This is a genomic window from Paenibacillus sp. HJGM_3, from assembly GCF_045062745.1.
In the GTDB taxonomy this organism is placed as follows: domain Bacteria; phylum Bacillota; class Bacilli; order Paenibacillales; family NBRC-103111; genus Paenibacillus_AA.
In genome coordinates this window covers 19,377-33,109 of the sequence record NZ_JBJGED010000039.1, presented here as the reverse complement: position 1 = coordinate 33,109, position 13,733 = coordinate 19,377, and the positions used below count along the sequence as shown (strand labels likewise).

General features: G+C 58.5%; 15 protein-coding genes. 6 read left to right on the top strand and 9 right to left on the bottom strand.

The features are described from left to right. Window positions 1–21 precede the first annotated feature (21 nt). A complete protein-coding gene (locus ACI5FR_RS30120; RefSeq protein WP_405461388.1) occupies window positions 22–687 on the top strand; it encodes a DUF2642 domain-containing protein in 666 nt (221 codons plus the stop codon). Window positions 688–747: 60 nt separating this feature from the next. Here ACI5FR_RS30120 and sda read toward each other — a convergent pair whose 3' ends face one another. Continuing rightward, window positions 748–909 carry a sporulation histidine kinase inhibitor Sda gene (gene sda / locus ACI5FR_RS30115; protein WP_405461386.1) on the bottom strand — a complete coding sequence of 54 codons (162 nt, stop codon included), beginning with the start codon at window positions 907–909 and terminating at the stop codon, window positions 748–750. A gap of 255 nt (window positions 910–1,164) precedes the next feature. Here sda and ACI5FR_RS30110 point away from each other — a divergent pair, with 255 nt between their 5' ends. Both ACI5FR_RS30110 and ACI5FR_RS30105 read left to right on the top strand, forming a co-directional pair. Further along, window positions 1,165–1,815 (top strand): response regulator, encoded by a 651-nt coding sequence (locus tag ACI5FR_RS30110; protein ID WP_405461384.1) that lies wholly within the window; start codon window positions 1,165–1,167, stop codon window positions 1,813–1,815. 4 nt (window positions 1,816–1,819) lie between these two features. Further along, window positions 1,820–2,752 carry a polyprenyl synthetase family protein gene (locus ACI5FR_RS30105; protein WP_405461382.1) on the top strand — a complete coding sequence of 311 codons (933 nt, stop codon included), beginning with the start codon at window positions 1,820–1,822 and terminating at the stop codon, window positions 2,750–2,752. Here the strand turns inward: ACI5FR_RS30105 and ACI5FR_RS30100 are convergent. Continuing rightward, window positions 2,749–3,834: a CobW family GTP-binding protein gene (locus tag ACI5FR_RS30100; protein WP_405461380.1), complete on the bottom strand. Its 1,086-nt coding sequence runs from the start codon at window positions 3,832–3,834 to the stop codon at window positions 2,749–2,751. The genes ACI5FR_RS30105 and ACI5FR_RS30100 overlap by 4 nt on opposite strands. An 84-nt stretch (window positions 3,835–3,918) precedes the next feature. Between ACI5FR_RS30100 and ACI5FR_RS30095 the strand changes: the two genes are divergently transcribed. Then, window positions 3,919–4,095 (top strand): hypothetical protein, encoded by a 177-nt coding sequence (locus ACI5FR_RS30095; RefSeq protein ID WP_405461378.1) that lies wholly within the window; start codon window positions 3,919–3,921, stop codon window positions 4,093–4,095. A gap of 109 nt (window positions 4,096–4,204) precedes the next feature. On the opposite strand, the gene nrdR is transcribed toward ACI5FR_RS30095, so the two are convergent. Then, window positions 4,205–4,678 (bottom strand): transcriptional regulator NrdR, encoded by a 474-nt coding sequence (nrdR, locus tag ACI5FR_RS30090; protein ID WP_405461377.1) that lies wholly within the window; start codon window positions 4,676–4,678, stop codon window positions 4,205–4,207. A gap of 110 nt (window positions 4,679–4,788) precedes the next feature. Between nrdR and ACI5FR_RS30085 the strand changes: the two genes are divergently transcribed. Continuing rightward, on the top strand, window positions 4,789–5,013 hold the full coding sequence (locus ACI5FR_RS30085; protein ID WP_405461376.1) for an alpha/beta-type small acid-soluble spore protein: 225 nt from the start codon (window positions 4,789–4,791) through the stop codon (window positions 5,011–5,013). A gap of 72 nt (window positions 5,014–5,085) precedes the next feature. Here ACI5FR_RS30085 and ACI5FR_RS30080 read toward each other — a convergent pair whose 3' ends face one another. From ACI5FR_RS30080 to polA, 5 genes are all read right to left on the bottom strand, one after another. Then, window positions 5,086–5,667, bottom strand: coding sequence for a lytic transglycosylase domain-containing protein (locus tag ACI5FR_RS30080; RefSeq protein ID WP_405461375.1), 582 nt, complete (start codon window positions 5,665–5,667; stop codon window positions 5,086–5,088). Beyond that, window positions 5,664–6,260 carry a dephospho-CoA kinase gene (gene coaE, locus ACI5FR_RS30075; protein ID WP_405461373.1) on the bottom strand — a complete coding sequence of 199 codons (597 nt, stop codon included), beginning with the start codon at window positions 6,258–6,260 and terminating at the stop codon, window positions 5,664–5,666. The genes ACI5FR_RS30080 and coaE overlap by 4 nt, the downstream gene beginning before the upstream one ends. A 51-nt stretch (window positions 6,261–6,311) precedes the next feature. Next, window positions 6,312–7,007: a sporulation membrane protein YtaF gene (gene ytaF, locus ACI5FR_RS30070; RefSeq protein ID WP_405461371.1), complete on the bottom strand. Its 696-nt coding sequence runs from the start codon at window positions 7,005–7,007 to the stop codon at window positions 6,312–6,314. Between the two features lie 64 nt (window positions 7,008–7,071). Further along, a complete protein-coding gene (gene mutM / locus ACI5FR_RS30065) occupies window positions 7,072–7,899 on the bottom strand; it encodes a DNA-formamidopyrimidine glycosylase (RefSeq protein ID WP_405461369.1) in 828 nt (275 codons plus the stop codon). A gap of 54 nt (window positions 7,900–7,953) precedes the next feature. Then, the gene (polA, locus tag ACI5FR_RS30060) at window positions 7,954–10,605 is read right to left on the bottom strand and encodes a DNA polymerase I (protein ID WP_405461367.1); all 2,652 of its coding nucleotides are present in this window, start codon (window positions 10,603–10,605) and stop codon (window positions 7,954–7,956) included. 105 nt (window positions 10,606–10,710) lie between these two features. Between polA and ACI5FR_RS30055 the strand changes: the two genes are divergently transcribed. Beyond that, window positions 10,711–11,463: an HAD family hydrolase gene (locus ACI5FR_RS30055; protein WP_405461366.1), complete on the top strand. Its 753-nt coding sequence runs from the start codon at window positions 10,711–10,713 to the stop codon at window positions 11,461–11,463. On the opposite strand, the gene ACI5FR_RS30050 is transcribed toward ACI5FR_RS30055, so the two are convergent. After that, window positions 11,427–13,718, bottom strand: a complete 2,292-nt coding sequence (locus ACI5FR_RS30050) for a bifunctional diguanylate cyclase/phosphodiesterase (RefSeq protein ID WP_405461364.1) — start codon at window positions 13,716–13,718, stop codon at window positions 11,427–11,429. The two genes, ACI5FR_RS30055 and ACI5FR_RS30050, sit on opposite strands and share 37 nt — an antisense overlap. Window positions 13,719–13,733: the final 15 nt, after the last annotated feature.

Sequence of the window (13,733 nt, the reverse complement as noted above, 5' to 3'; positions counted from 1 at the left end):
GTGAAGTGAAGGAGGTGTACTATGAACACCATGCGTGCGTTTATTGGAAAGCAGATTGAAATGGAAATTACGGGGAGGAAAATGCCGGTTCGGGGGTACCTGATCGATCTCGGCAGCGACATAGCCGTGGTCCATAACGGAATGCAGTTCTTGTACTTGCCTATTATTCATCTTCAGTGCATGTCTCTCTGCCAGCCCATCGACACGAGTCTGTCCGAGCCGCCGGAGCCGCCCTTCGAGAGTCAGACCGACATCTCGTACCGCAAAGTGCTGATGAATGCCAAAGGGATATTCACGGAGCTGTATATTACGGGCAACCAGTCCATTCACGGATACTTGACGAGCATTATGAACGATTTCTTCGTGTTCTATTCCCCGGTGTTCCGTTCGGTTTTCATTTCCATGCATCATTTGAAATATTTGATCCCCTACTCGCCGAACGTGACGCCCTATTCGCTGAAGCAGGACCGGTTCCCGCTGAATCCCAGCTCCCTGTCGCTCGCCCGAACGTTCGATCAGCAGCTGAAGAAGCTGGAAGGCGAATTCGTCATCCTCGACCTGGGAGAGAATCCGAACAAAATCGGTCTGCTAAGAAGCGTCCAGAACAACATGCTGGAGCTCATAACCGCCGACGGCAAGACGATCTTCCTGCATATGGAGCACGTCAAAACCGTTCACGTTCCCTAAGAAACTAGAAAAGCTTAGATATCGGCAAACCCGTCCATTGGCGGGTTTTTCCTTGCGGGGTTAACCCGTGAGCGAGCTCTCAGGCGCCGAGCCGCGCGAGGGCACGACGAGCTTGCGCTTCTGAATTTCGGAATAGAGCATCGAGATGAACGCGCGTTCCAATTTCATTTCAACAGCCTGCAAGTAAACGTCGATCAGATGAGCGTCGCTAAGCTTATGCATGGCAGCATGATCCCTTCCATTTTATGTAATATCTTCCCAACCTTATACCTAATATGATAGTCAAACTTTCCCTGAATCTCAGCACAATCCTATTGCATTCCCTCGCATTCTTTTCTTTCAACGTGTTGCATCGGCTCTACAATAAAATGCAAAAGAATTTGGCGTTTAGGGACTCTAGCAATATACTTTCTTTTTTTGATTTGATAAAATAAGGAAAGATTTAGCCCATCCGGAGCGAAGAGGTGAAGCAACAGCGTGAGCAAAAGCTGGAAGGTACTTGTAGTGGACGAGCACCCTCTGTTTGCCCATGCGACCGAGCAGCTGCTATCGAGAATCGAACGCGTAGAAGTCGTCGGAGTGATCGGTACCGCCCTGCATTGTATGGATGCAATCGCGAGATACAATCCCGATATAATATTCCTGGACTATCAGCTGCCTGACCATGAAGCGATAGAGATCGTCGCTACCATCAAGAAGAGCTACCCCAACATTCATATTCTGATATTCACCGGCAAAGACATTCCCGAACTGATGAATCCGTTCCTGGAGCTGCAAGTGAGCGGAGTGCTGTCCAAGGGAGCGAATCACGCCGTTATCATCCAGCACGTCCAAGGCATTATGAACAATTACGCCATGGTACCGCTCTCCCTCTATCATGAGCTGCGGAGGGTCCCGAAGTCGCCGCTCCTCGATGCCGGGCTGACCCGGGACGAGATCAAGATTATGGTCATGCTCGTCAAGGGCGAGACCCATGAGCATATCGCCATCCAGATGCATATCAGCAAGCGGTCCGTGGACAATTATTTGAAGAAGATCTATAGCAAGCTCAGCGTACAGACCCGTTCGCAAGCGATCGAGAAATTCCTCCAGAGCGACTATTACGAGCTTGCCTTGAAAGGGGACTAGAGCCGTGAAGCTCGCTACGAAGCAATTGCTGGATGAGGCGGCGGACCGGTACATGGCGGACAGCGAGCTGAACGGCCTGCTGAAGCGGTTCATAGCGCGGAAGGTGGAAGAGCAGTCGGCGTGGGCGGAGCTGACGATGGCGACGCACACCCTGTTCGGGGGGACGCATCCGCATATCGAGGAAGCCGCCGCGGTCACCGAGATGCTGCTGCTCGCGCTCGATATCGTCGACGACCTGCAGGACGGAGACAATCCCGAGATGCCGTGGCTGCAATGCGGACACGCCGTAGCCTTGAACGCCATCCTCTCGCTCGTGTTCGCCTCCGTAGGCGAGCTCGCCCGGCTGAACGGGCAGGGGTCCGCCCCCAATATCGACCTGCAGGTCGTGAGCCAGCTCGTCGCACAGGGCGTGCGGGGACAGCAGCTCGACATCAGCCATGCCGTCGAGACGGAGCAGGATTATATCGAGATGATCAGCGCCAAGTCGGGATCGATGCTGCGGCTCGCTTGCTATATCGGCTACGCGGCGGCCGGTCTGGAGGATACATCCGCGATGAAGCGGATGGAAGAGCTGGCGCTCACGATCGGCATCATTATCCAGATTCGCAACGACGTCCGCGACATCACCCGCTGGGATTTGAAGAACGATTTGCTGCACAAGAAAAAAACGCTGCCCGTCCTGTTCTTGCTCACCGAAGAGGCGGACGACGCGTTCGAGCCGCTCCTCGCCTATTATGAAGGCCGGCTGTCCCGCGACGAGTTCCTGCTTCACAAGCACGCATGCCTCACGCACATCGAACGTAGCGGGTGTCTGGAATACGCGGCGGTCATCGAGACGCTGTTCAGGGACCGTGCGGAGGAACTATTGGCAGGGTTGGGACGCGGTCCGTCCGAACGCTCCGATTTCCTCCATCTGACCCTCGGAGCGGCAGGCTAGACTGCGGAATGGGCCTCCAGCTCCTCGAGTCGGCGCCGCAGCTCTTCACGGTCGAAGTGCTCGCCGATGAAGACGGCTACGTCCGGCACCTCGCGCTGAGGAGTAATCCGCATGCAATCGAGCTGGCGGTACGCATATTGGAACATGAACCGGGAAGAGGTATCCGTGAACGTCAGGATGCCTTTGGCCCGGTATATTTCATTGGGCAGCTCGTTCATGAATTGCTCGAACCGTTCGCTGTCCACTGGACCGTCCATATAATGCGTATAGACCATGACATGATCGTGAGAATGATGAGCATGGCGGTGAGAACGGTCGTGAGACTGGTCGAGATCGTGACCTTGGTGATCATGATTATCGTGGTCGTGACATTGATGATCGTGGTGATCGTGGTCGTGGCCTTGCTGGTCATGTTCGGCCTCGGGACCCATTGCTATCGGCTCGTTAAGGCTTGAGACCAAGCTCAGGTCGAACTCGCAGCGCACCGTATCCAGCACCCGAGCATGCCCGTTCCATTCTTCGATCAGGACATGGCAGGCGATCCGCTCCTCTTCGGAGATGAGATCGATTTTGTTCAGCACGATGAGCGAGGCGGCGCGCAGCTGGTCCTTCATGAGCCGATACGTTTGGCCTTTGCCCTTCTCGTGAGCGGCCAGCAGCTGCGCCGCATCCATGACCGTGACGATGCCCTTCAGTTCCGCGCGAAGCAAAAGCGAGGCTTCCGTCACGCCGTCGAGCAGCTCCAGCGGATTCGCCGCGCCGGTGCACTCCACATACACCACATCCGGCCGATGCTCATTCACCAGCCGCATAATCTCCACACCCAAGTCTCCCCGCACTGTGCAGCAGATGCAGCCGCTCAGCATTTCGGCCATCGCGACGCCTTCTCCCACCTCCAGCCCGTCGAGATTCACGTCTCCGATTTCATTCATGACGACGGCCGCTTTAAGTCCCTCCGCTTCGGCCTGCTGGAGCAGCCGGGCGAGCAACGTCGTTTTGCCGCTGCCGAGAAACCCGGCCAGCACATACACCGGGATGACGCGCTCGCGCCCGGCGTTCTTCTCGTACTCAGTCTTACTCATAGTGTAGACTCCACTCCTCCAATAATATTCGGAATTTCCATCCGGATCATGCGGGGACTCTAACCTCGAAGGAGGTGGCGTTCCATGGATCGCGAAACGATTCGTGCGATGGAGCCGAAGTACACCGGGAATACCCGTCATCTGACGGAAGGCGAAGCGGCGGCCATCATGCACAATGACCCGACCTATGAAGGGGATGAGGACGGTATGCTCGAGCACATCCCGCCCGTTCTGCTCCTCGGCATCAACCGCCCGCAATAACCGCCTGCTCCCGACATAACGGTCCCTAACCCTTCCGGATGTCCGGAAGGGTTAGGCACGTAGAGGACGCGAGCAAGTACTCCGATTTCCACGTATTCGGCCCGCTTGGCTACTTGGAAGGATTCGGATCCTGCTTGCCCAGCAATTGCGTCAGTTCTTTCATGAACATATTGATATCCTTGAACTGCCGATAGACGGAGGCGAACCGTACGAAGGCGACTTCGTCGACAGGGTGCAGCTGCTCCATGACGAGCTCGCCGATCTCCCTGCTGGCCACCTCGGCGTGGGCATGGCTGCGCAGCTCCTTCTCTACTTCCGCAACGATGAATTCCAGCTGCTCCATCGACACCGGCCGCTTCTCGCAGGCGCGGATGAGGCCCCGCAGCATTTTATCCCGGCTGAATTCCTCCCGGCTCCCATCTTTCTTGATGACGATCAGTGGAGTCTCTTCGATCATCTCGAATGTCGTGAATCTTCTCTGGCACTTGTCGCACTCCCGGCGTCTGCGAATCGACCGATTCTCGTTCGCGGGCCTGGAATCCAGCACTTTGGTGCCGGCATAATCGCAGTACGGACACTTCATCGGCGTTCCTCCTTCGTCTTCCGGCTGACCGTGATTTCCATTGTTTTGATAGCATGAACCTATTTCAACCGTCGCATAATAGGATTACCAACGACAAGGAGGTGAACAACATGGCAGGACAAGGATCTCGCTCCAACCAACTTGTAGTTCCCCAAGCGAACCAAGCGTTGGACCAGCTGAAATTTGAAGTCGCGCAAGAGCTTGGCATTTCCATGTCGACAGACGGGTACTATGGCAACATGGCTACTCGCGACGCCGGATCCATCGGCGGTAACGTAACGCGCCGCCTCGTACAGATCGGCGAGCAACAACTGGCAGGTCAACAACTGAGATAATCCGTTCCCTACAAGAGAAACGCGAGACGGCCCTTCATCCTTCGGGAGAGGGGCCGTTGCTTTTGCACGGGCTTACGTAGTGCGGGGCCCCAGTTCCTCATCGTACAATTTCACGTATTTATTATAATAATACATCACCCGCTGAATGTAATGGCGGGTTTCCCCGAACGGGATTTTATCGATATTTTTGAGCGTCCCGTCCCAGATTCCGCTCGACAGCCACTTCCTCGCATTGCCGGGTCCGGCATTGTAAGCCGCGAGCACCGCGATCCGGTTCGAATCGAACTGCTGGTACAGCGAGTTCAAGTACCAGGCCCCCACCTCGATGTTCACGTCCGGCCGCTCTAGCGAATGCACCGTTTTGTCCGCGTAATCGGCCTTCTCCACGATCCATTGCGCCGTATCCGGCATGAGCTGCATGAGGCCGATCGCGCCCTTGCGGGACGTCTTCTCCGGGTTGAAATTCGTCTCGACCCGGATAATCGCGGCGATCAGGAACGGATCCACGTTGTAGTTCGTGGCGCTGACCCGGATATCCTTCTCGTACTTGATCGGATACATCCATGTGCCGAGCAGTCTCGTATTGTAGAACAGGAACACGACGAACAAGAACAACAATAGAGCAAAAACGCGTTTTTTTCGAAAAAACTTCATCCCAATCCCTTTCTGCTCCAAAATTGGTCCAGCTGCCGTTCGGTCGCTTCGAGCGTACCGCTGTTGTCAATCACGATATCCGCCCATTGCCGCTTCTGCTCGATCGGCAGCTGCGCCGCGAGCCGCCGCTCCGCCTGCTCCGCCGTGAGGGAATCGCGCGCCATCAGCCGGGCGAGCTGCACCTCGCGAGGGACATATACAAGCATCACTTCCTCGAACATGGAAGCCAGGTTCGACTCGTAGAGCAGAGGGACATCGACGACGACGAGCTTGTCCGGCTGCAAGCGCTCGAACTGCGCGAGCTGTTCCCGCATTGTAGCGCGGATCGGGGGATGCAGAAGCCCCTCGAGGTCCCGCCGGGCCGTCTCGTCGCCGAAGATCCGCTCGCCTAGCTTCTTGCGGTTCAAGCTCCCGTCCTCGTTCAGGATGGCTTGTCCGAACCGCTCGGCGACTTGCGCCAGCACGGGACTGCCCGGAAGGACGACCTCGCGCGCGATCCGATCGGCGTCCACCAGGTTCGCCCCCCGCTTCACGAGCATCGCCGAGACCGTGCTCTTCCCGCAAGCAATACCCCCCGTCAAGCCAATGTTCATTTGGGCTCCCCCTTGTGCCACTCATCTGGATTCCATACGCCAATCACTGGATTACAAGAGCTTCATCAGCCCCATAAGGATCAAGAGAAATCCGGGGAGAAAGCTCAGCTTCTTCATCCAGGCCCGGTTCGCGTACAGCATGCCGACACGAAGCCCTGTCGCAATGAACAGGCCGCTCGAGCAGGCGATCACGAATGCGGTCATGAGCGAGCTGAACCCGATGAAGGCCGCCCCGATACCGGCGCCGAAGGCGTCCAGCGACAGCGCGATCCCGAGCAGCACCGCTTCCGAGGCTGAGATAATACCGGACCGGTCCATATCGGCGAGCGACGGCTTGCGCAAAATCTGAATCACGAGGCCGAGCCGCTTCCACTCGATGACGACGATCGTCTTGACCTGGTCTCCTTCGTTCTTTGTCACCTCTGTGACGGTAACCGGGACCTGCTCCCCCGCCCCTTCCGAATCGGCGTCCGGCTGTTGGTTACGGACGATCTGCAGGATCGCCCATACCCCGATCCCGATCAAAATCAGCGCTCCGATGCTCGTAGCGGCGCGGGGACTTAAGAATTGGGACACAAAGGCGCCGAGCTGCATCGCGATCCAGAAGATGAATCCCGAGCAGCCCGAGATGATGACGATCGACAGCACTGGAATCCGAATTCGTCTTAATCCGTAAGTAACCCCTACGCCGAAGCCGTCCAGGCTGACGGCCAGCGCTAATAAACACAAAGACACATATAGCTGCATCCGCACGACGTCCTCTCCGCTCTAGGCTCTTACCCACTATATGCGAAAGAGGCGGTTTCGTGCCTTACAGCTTCTGACACTCGGGGCACAGATGGGTACCCCGGCCGCCGACGACCGTCTTCACCATAAGCGTCCCGCAATGGGAGCAAGGGTCGCCGTCGCGGCCGTAGGCGTGCAGCTGGTGCTGGAACATTCCCATTTCGCCCTGTCCGTTCACATAGGACTTGATCGAGGATCCGCCGGCATCGACGGCATCTTGCAGGGTGGAGACGATCGCGGTGTGAAGCGCATCCAGTTCCTCCCGCGAGAGAGACCTCGCTGGGCGCTCCGGATGAATACGCGCCATATGGAGCGCTTCGTCCACATAGATGTTGCCGATGCCGGTCACGATCTCCTGGTTCAGCAGCAGCGGCTTGATCTTCGTCGAACGGGATGCCATCCGCTGCCGGAATTCCTCGGCCGTGAACGCCGGATCGAGCGGCTCGACGCCCAGCTTGTTCAGCGGAGCGCTCGACCACTCCTCGCCCGGCGCGAACAAGTGCATCGTGCCGAATTGGCGCACGTCCTTGTAGCGGAGCTCCGTGCCGTCGTCGAAATGGAACACGACGTGCGTATGCTTCTCCACCGGCTCCTCAGCCCGGTACACGCCGTACCGGCCCTCCATGCGCAGGTGGGACACGAGCACGAGCTCGTCAAGCAGCAGGCGCAGGAACTTGCCCCGCCGCTCGACGGCGCGGATCGTCTGCCCTTCGAGCAAATGGCTGAACTGCCGCACGTCGTCCGGCCGCTGAATGATGCGCGGCAGATGGACGGAGACGCGTTCGATCCGCTTGCCCGCGACGAGCAGGGTCAACGTGCGTCGAACCGTTTCTACTTCTGGCAATTCAGGCATGATGTGTTCTCCTTAGCTGTATAAAATGATCCATAATAACGCTTGCGATCCGATTTATTTCGCTTCGTACCAATTGACGCCGTCGTTCACGTCAACCTTGAGCGGAACGTCAAGCGCCAAGGCGCTCTCCATCACTTCCGGCACCAATGCCCGCATGAGCTCCAGCTCCTCCTCCGGTACCTCGAACACGAGTTCGTCATGCACCTGCAGCAGCATGCGGCTTCGCACGCCCGCGTCCTGCATCCGCTTCGCGATCTGCACCATCGCCAGCTTGATAATATCGGCGGCCGTCCCTTGGATCGGCGTGTTCATCGCCGTACGTTCCGCGAACGAGCGTAGGTTGAAGTTCGACGCGTTAATGTCCGACAAGTAGCGGCGGCGCTGGAGCAGCGTCGTCACATAGCCGTTCGTGCGGGCTTGCTTCACGATGTCGTCCATATAGCGGCGGACGCCCTGGAAGACGGAGAAGTATTGTTCGATGAATTGGGCCGCGTCCTTCCGCGTAATGTGCAGGTTCTGCGACAGCCCGTAGTCGCTGATCCCGTAGACGATGCCGAAGTTGACGGCCTTCGCCTGCCGGCGCATGTTCGCGTCCACCTCGGTCTCGGCGACGCCGAACACGTCCATCGCCGTCTTCGTGTGGACGTCCATATTGTTGCGGAATGCCTCGATCAGCTTCTCGTCCTTCGAGATGTGCGCCAGCACCCGCAGCTCGATCTGCGAGTAGTCGGCGGCCAATATATGCCAGCCCGGCTCCGTCGGGACGAACACTTTGCGGATCTTGCGCCCTTCCTCGAGCCGGATCGGAATGTTCTGCAGGTTCGGGAACTGGCTGCTCAGCCGTCCCGTAGCGGCGATCGTCTGCTGGTAATACGTATGCACCTTGCCGGTCTCCGGGCGAATTTCCTTCAGCAGCCCTTCCACATACGTCGATTGCAGCTTCGCGAGCTGCCGGTAATGGAGAATGCTCCGCACGATCTCGTGATACGGCTCGAGCTTCTCCAGCACCTCGGCATCGGTGGAATACCCGGTCTTCGTCTTCTTGACGACCGGGAGCTTCAGCTTCTCGAACAGCACGTCGCCGAGCTGCTTGGTCGAATTCAGGTTGAATTCCATGCCGGCCAAGCCGTAGATCGTCTCGGCGAGCTTGTCGATCGTCTTGCCGAGCTCCGCGCCCAGCTGGCGCAGTCCCTCTCCGTCCACGCGGATGCCGGTCTTCTCCATCCCGGCCAGCACGGCGGCGAGCGGCTTCTCGAGCTCGAAGTACAGCCGGTTCATCTCCTTGTCTTCGAGCTCGCGGCGCAGCACCGGCACGAGACGATTCACCAACGCGGCCTTGCGGCACAGATGCTCGCTCAGAGGCTCGAGCTCCGGCAGCTTGAACTTCGCGCCCTTGCCGTACACGTCCTCGTCGGCGGCGATGCGGGGCAGCCCGAAACGGCCGGCGAGCGCGTGGAGCGCATGATTCGACTCGGTCGGATCGAGCAAGTATGCCGCGATCAGAACGTCGAAGTCCACGCCGCGCAGCGGCACTTGTCTCCATGCGAGCGCTACCTCGGCGCGGTGCATGTCGTACACATACTTCTTCTCATCGGGGTCCCCGAGCCACCGGCGGATGGGCGCTCCGCTCGCGGTGAACAGCCGGTCGCCTGGAAGGTACGCCACCCCCGTCGGGGTGAAGAAGCTGAGTCCCACGATCGCCGCGGTATGCGGGTTGTCGCCGATCACTTCCACGTGCACCGCCTCGACCTCGCTCGCCTCCAGCTGCTTCACGAAGCCCGGGATCCGGCCTTCGTACAGCACGTAGACGTCGAGCTCCTCCTGGGGCTCGTCCGACACAGGCGCGCTCGGCAGCTCCAGCTTTTCGATCAGCGACTTGAATTCGAGCTTGCGGAACATCGCGCCGAGCGCGTGTCCGTCGTAGCCGTCGTACTGCAGCGTGTCCAGCTCAATCTCGAGCGGCACCTCGCGGTAGATCGTGGCGAGATCCTTGCTCATGCGGGCGCTGTCCGCGTGCTCGCGGATCTTCTCCTGCATCTTGCCGCTGATCTCGTCGACGCGGGCCAGCACTTCTTCCACGCTGCCGTATTGATGCAGCAGCTTCAGCGCGGTCTTCTCGCCCACGCCCGGGATGCCCGGAATGTTGTCCGAGGCGTCGCCCATCAGCCCCTTCAGATCGATGATCTGATGCGGCTTCAGCCCATACGTCTCGTGAATGTGCTCCGGCGTGAAACGCTCCACCTCGCTGACGCCCTTGCGGGTCAGGGCTACCGTTACGTTCGGGGAGCTTAGCTGCAGCATATCCTTATCGCCCGTAACAACGACGACCGGGAAATCCTTCTCGTCCGCCAGGCGCGTCATCGTCCCGATAATGTCATCGGCCTCGTAGCCGGCCAGCTCGAACTGGGAGATGCCGAACGAGCGCAGCAGCTCCTTCACGACCGGGAATTGCTCGGACAGCTCGGGAGGCGTCTTCTCCCGGCCGCCCTTGTAGTCCTCGTAGCCTTTATGTCGGAACGTCACTTTGCCCGCGTCGAAGGCGACGAGGAAGTGCGTCGGTTTCTCTTCTTCGATGAGCTTGAGCAGCATGGTCGTGAACCCGAACACCGCGTTCGTATGCAAGCCGGATGAATTGCTAAGGAGCGGCAGCGCGAAAAACGCCCTATAAGCGACGCTATTGCCGTCAATTAGAATCAATTTGCTCATTATCCACCTCTTTTAGTCCAGTCCTTCTTCCATCATAGCACAAATGGCTCTCATATCCTATGCACCGCGCTCATATGGATGAAGGATAAAGGAGATGTGGGCCTCATGAGGAAAACGAGCATTCCGCAGACGGTACGGACGCTGTTCTTCGACATGAACAATACGATGATCGACCCGGAGCAATCGTTCGAGCGGTGCTTTACGAATATTTTGTCCGATTTCACAGGAAGATGGGAGCCCGACGATCCGGCTGCGACCCCGGACAAAGCGGTCCAGCTGTATCTGAGCGAGTGGAACAAACGCAAGAGCAAAGGCGGCGCGGATACGTTCGAGCTGCGCAAGCAATGCCTGAAGGCCGCCCTGCGGCATTATCCGTTCGCCGTTAACGATGCGTTCGTCCACTCCTTCTTCCGCGAAATGAAGAAACAGCAGCGGCAGCATGCCGTGCTGTTCCCCCAAGCCGCCGAAACGGTGCGCGCGCTGGCCAAGCACTATCAGCTGGCCGTCATCAGCAACGGCAACCGCGACGTCCAGCACGGGATGATCACCCGGTTCGGCCTGTCCGGCGAGCTGCCGATGGAGCGGATCTTCACGTCGAAGAAGGGGGAGTACCGCAAGCCCGACCCCGCCATCTTCCTCCACGCCCTGAAAAACACCTCTACCCCGCCCTCCGAAGCCGTCATGATCGGCGATTCCTGGACGAACGATATTGCGGGAGCGCTCAAGTGCGGCATGCATGCGGTCTGGATCAACCGGAACAGCGGCAAAAAAATAACGGGGCGCAAGATCGGGAAGCAAAAAGTAACGGTCATTCGCCATATTCAAGAGCTCCGGGACGTACTGCCATTCGAAGGCTGACAGACGACATAGACGCTGCCCTTGCGCGACTTCGCCTCTTTCTTCAGCTTAGCCGCCTCCTGGGAGATGTGCTCCAGCGTCATCTCCGCGTAACCCGGGCACAGGATCAGCGAGAGCGACAAGCTTACGCCGTCGGCGTCGACGGGCTGCCCCTCGCGGTCGAATACCCGGCGGCGCTCTTCCCCGGGCCTCGGCTCGTAGAAGGAGCCAACTCCCTGCTCGAACAGATGGATCATTTCCTCGCACAGCCGCTCCGGCTCGTCCGCATCCGTGATGACGATGAAGTCGTCGCCCCCGATATGGCCCACGAAATCGAACGGGTGGCCGCTGATCCGGCTCGCCTCCTGCAGGACATCGCCGGTGAACTGAATCATCTGATCCCCTTTATGGAAGCCGAAGCGGTCGTTGTACCATTTGAAAAAATCCAGATCGGCGTAAATCACGGAAAAGTCGCGCTTCTCCCCCAGCCGCTTCGTAAGCTCCCGCTGGATCTGCACGTTGCCCGGGAGTCCGGTGAGCGGATTGGCGATACGGGCATGCTCGATGTGGGCCTTCGTAATCGACTCCAGAATCGACCGGATGGACGCAGCGCCTAGGAATTGACCCGACGAGGTGATGACGACATAGTCGTACAGCTGGTTGAATTCCCGGGATGTCGCCATCTGGGACACTTGATCGATCGGCATCTGCTCGTCCACGATGAGCGGATACCTATCCATGAGCTGGCTGATCGGCCGGTTCCAATAGAGCGACAGGCCGTATTGGCCCGCGAGCTGCTGGAACAGCTTGTCCCGCATAATAAGGCCGACCGGAGCGCCCTTCGCGACGATGACCGCGCAGATGACGGGCTCGTTCGCCCGGAAGTAATTGGCGACCTCCGAGATGGACGTATCGGGTCCGAACGTCCGATTCGGGACGGCGAGCTGCCCAATGGTCATTAGGGCGCTCGCGCTCTTCAGCTTGCGCTGGCGCAGCAGATGCTCCATGACGTCCCTGGACAACGGCGCGAGAAGGGGCTCCGGCCGCGCGAGGAAGTAGCCTTGGCCGAGGTGGACGCCCATCTGCATCAGCTTCATAAGCTCCTCGAGCTTCTCGATGCCTTCGGCGATGATACGGATGTTCATTTTCTCGGCGAAGGAGACGAATGTCTCCAGGATGTTCTCTTTGATCTTGTCTTTATGGATATCCTGAATGAGCGAGCGGTCGACCTTGATGAAATCCGGCTGCAGCTCGGCAATCGCCTGCAAGGAGGAGTACCCCGCCCCGGCGTCGTCGATCGCGATCTGGTACCCTTGGCTGCGATAGTGCTGCAGCAGCAGCTTCGTCGTCGTGAAATCCTCGATCGAGCTGCGCTCCGTAATCTCGAACACGACATTGTGGGGAGTCAGCCCGCGGGCTTCGAGCAGCTTGAGCGTCTGACCCGGGGTGAATTGGGGATCGTGAATGACATGGGCGGGAATGTTGATGAACACCCGCTCCGTCTGCGACAGGCCGATACAGCCGGAGACCGCTTTCTCGCGCGCGAGCCGGTCCAGCATGTACAGCATGTTCTCCCTCTCGGCGAATTGGAAGAGGTGGATCGGGGAATGGAACACGGAGCCGACCGGACCGCGGGTGAGCGCTTCGTAGCCGAAGATGCGCGCATCCTCGAACGAGACGATCGGCTGATACACGGACGTAATGAGCTGCAGGTCCATGATCGACAGGAACTCACGGGTTTCGTCGGACGCCTCGGAGCCGTCCTGCAGCCGGGCGGCGCGAATCGCTTGCTTCACAGCTATGTAGATGCAGTGGTCCATATGGGCCAGGTCGGACTCCCCGAAGGCGCCCTTCCCTTTCCCGTCGGCTCTGTTCGGTCCCTCTGAGAGCAGGGCCGTCCCCATATGAAAATCGATCGGCACCTGCCGGCGGTCCGACTCCGTCTTGTAGCGGATCAGACGGGTCAGCTCCAGCTTCAAACGGGTGCCGATCTCCTGCAAATCTTTGTAGTGCCGGTCGTCGGGCTGCTTCACCTTGAGTGCGGCGAAGAAAAAGAAATCGGCTCCGACCCGGTTCATTTTGAATATCGATGGGGTCTCGGCTTGGAGCTGCAGCAGGCTCGATTTGATCGAAGTGAGCAGATGCTCTCCATAACCGCTGCCCGCCAGGCTTTCCCATTCGGCATAGCGGGCGATGTCCAAATAAATCAGCCCTACTCGGCTTGTTTTCCATTGATGTCGGATCCGTTCCAGCTCTTGGCTGTTCAATCGGAACATGCTTATCCCTCGCAG

Excerpts from the sequence above, each read along its gene's own strand:
- ACI5FR_RS30120 (WP_405461388.1), top strand. The coding sequence starts at position 22 with ATGAACACCATGCGTGCGTTTATTGGAAAGCAGATTGAAATGGAAATT.
- sda (WP_405461386.1), bottom strand. The coding sequence starts at position 909 with ATGCATAAGCTTAGCGACGCTCATCTGATCGACGTTTACTTGCAGGCT.
- ACI5FR_RS30100 (WP_405461380.1), bottom strand. The coding sequence starts at position 3,834 with ATGAGTAAGACTGAGTACGAGAAGAACGCCGGGCGCGAGCGCGTCATC.
- ACI5FR_RS30095 (WP_405461378.1), top strand. The coding sequence starts at position 3,919 with ATGGATCGCGAAACGATTCGTGCGATGGAGCCGAAGTACACCGGGAAT.
- nrdR (WP_405461377.1), bottom strand. The coding sequence starts at position 4,678 with ATGAAGTGTCCGTACTGCGATTATGCCGGCACCAAAGTGCTGGATTCC.
- ACI5FR_RS30085 (WP_405461376.1), top strand. The coding sequence starts at position 4,789 with ATGGCAGGACAAGGATCTCGCTCCAACCAACTTGTAGTTCCCCAAGCG.
- ACI5FR_RS30080 (WP_405461375.1), bottom strand. The coding sequence starts at position 5,667 with ATGAAGTTTTTTCGAAAAAAACGCGTTTTTGCTCTATTGTTGTTCTTG.
- coaE (WP_405461373.1), bottom strand. The coding sequence starts at position 6,260 with ATGAACATTGGCTTGACGGGGGGTATTGCTTGCGGGAAGAGCACGGTC.
- ytaF (WP_405461371.1), bottom strand. The coding sequence starts at position 7,007 with ATGCAGCTATATGTGTCTTTGTGTTTATTAGCGCTGGCCGTCAGCCTG.
- mutM (WP_405461369.1), bottom strand. The coding sequence starts at position 7,899 with ATGCCTGAATTGCCAGAAGTAGAAACGGTTCGACGCACGTTGACCCTG.
- polA (WP_405461367.1), bottom strand. The coding sequence starts at position 10,605 with ATGAGCAAATTGATTCTAATTGACGGCAATAGCGTCGCTTATAGGGCG.
- ACI5FR_RS30055 (WP_405461366.1), top strand. The coding sequence starts at position 10,711 with ATGAGGAAAACGAGCATTCCGCAGACGGTACGGACGCTGTTCTTCGAC.
- ACI5FR_RS30050 (WP_405461364.1), bottom strand. The coding sequence starts at position 13,718 with ATGTTCCGATTGAACAGCCAAGAGCTGGAACGGATCCGACATCAATGG.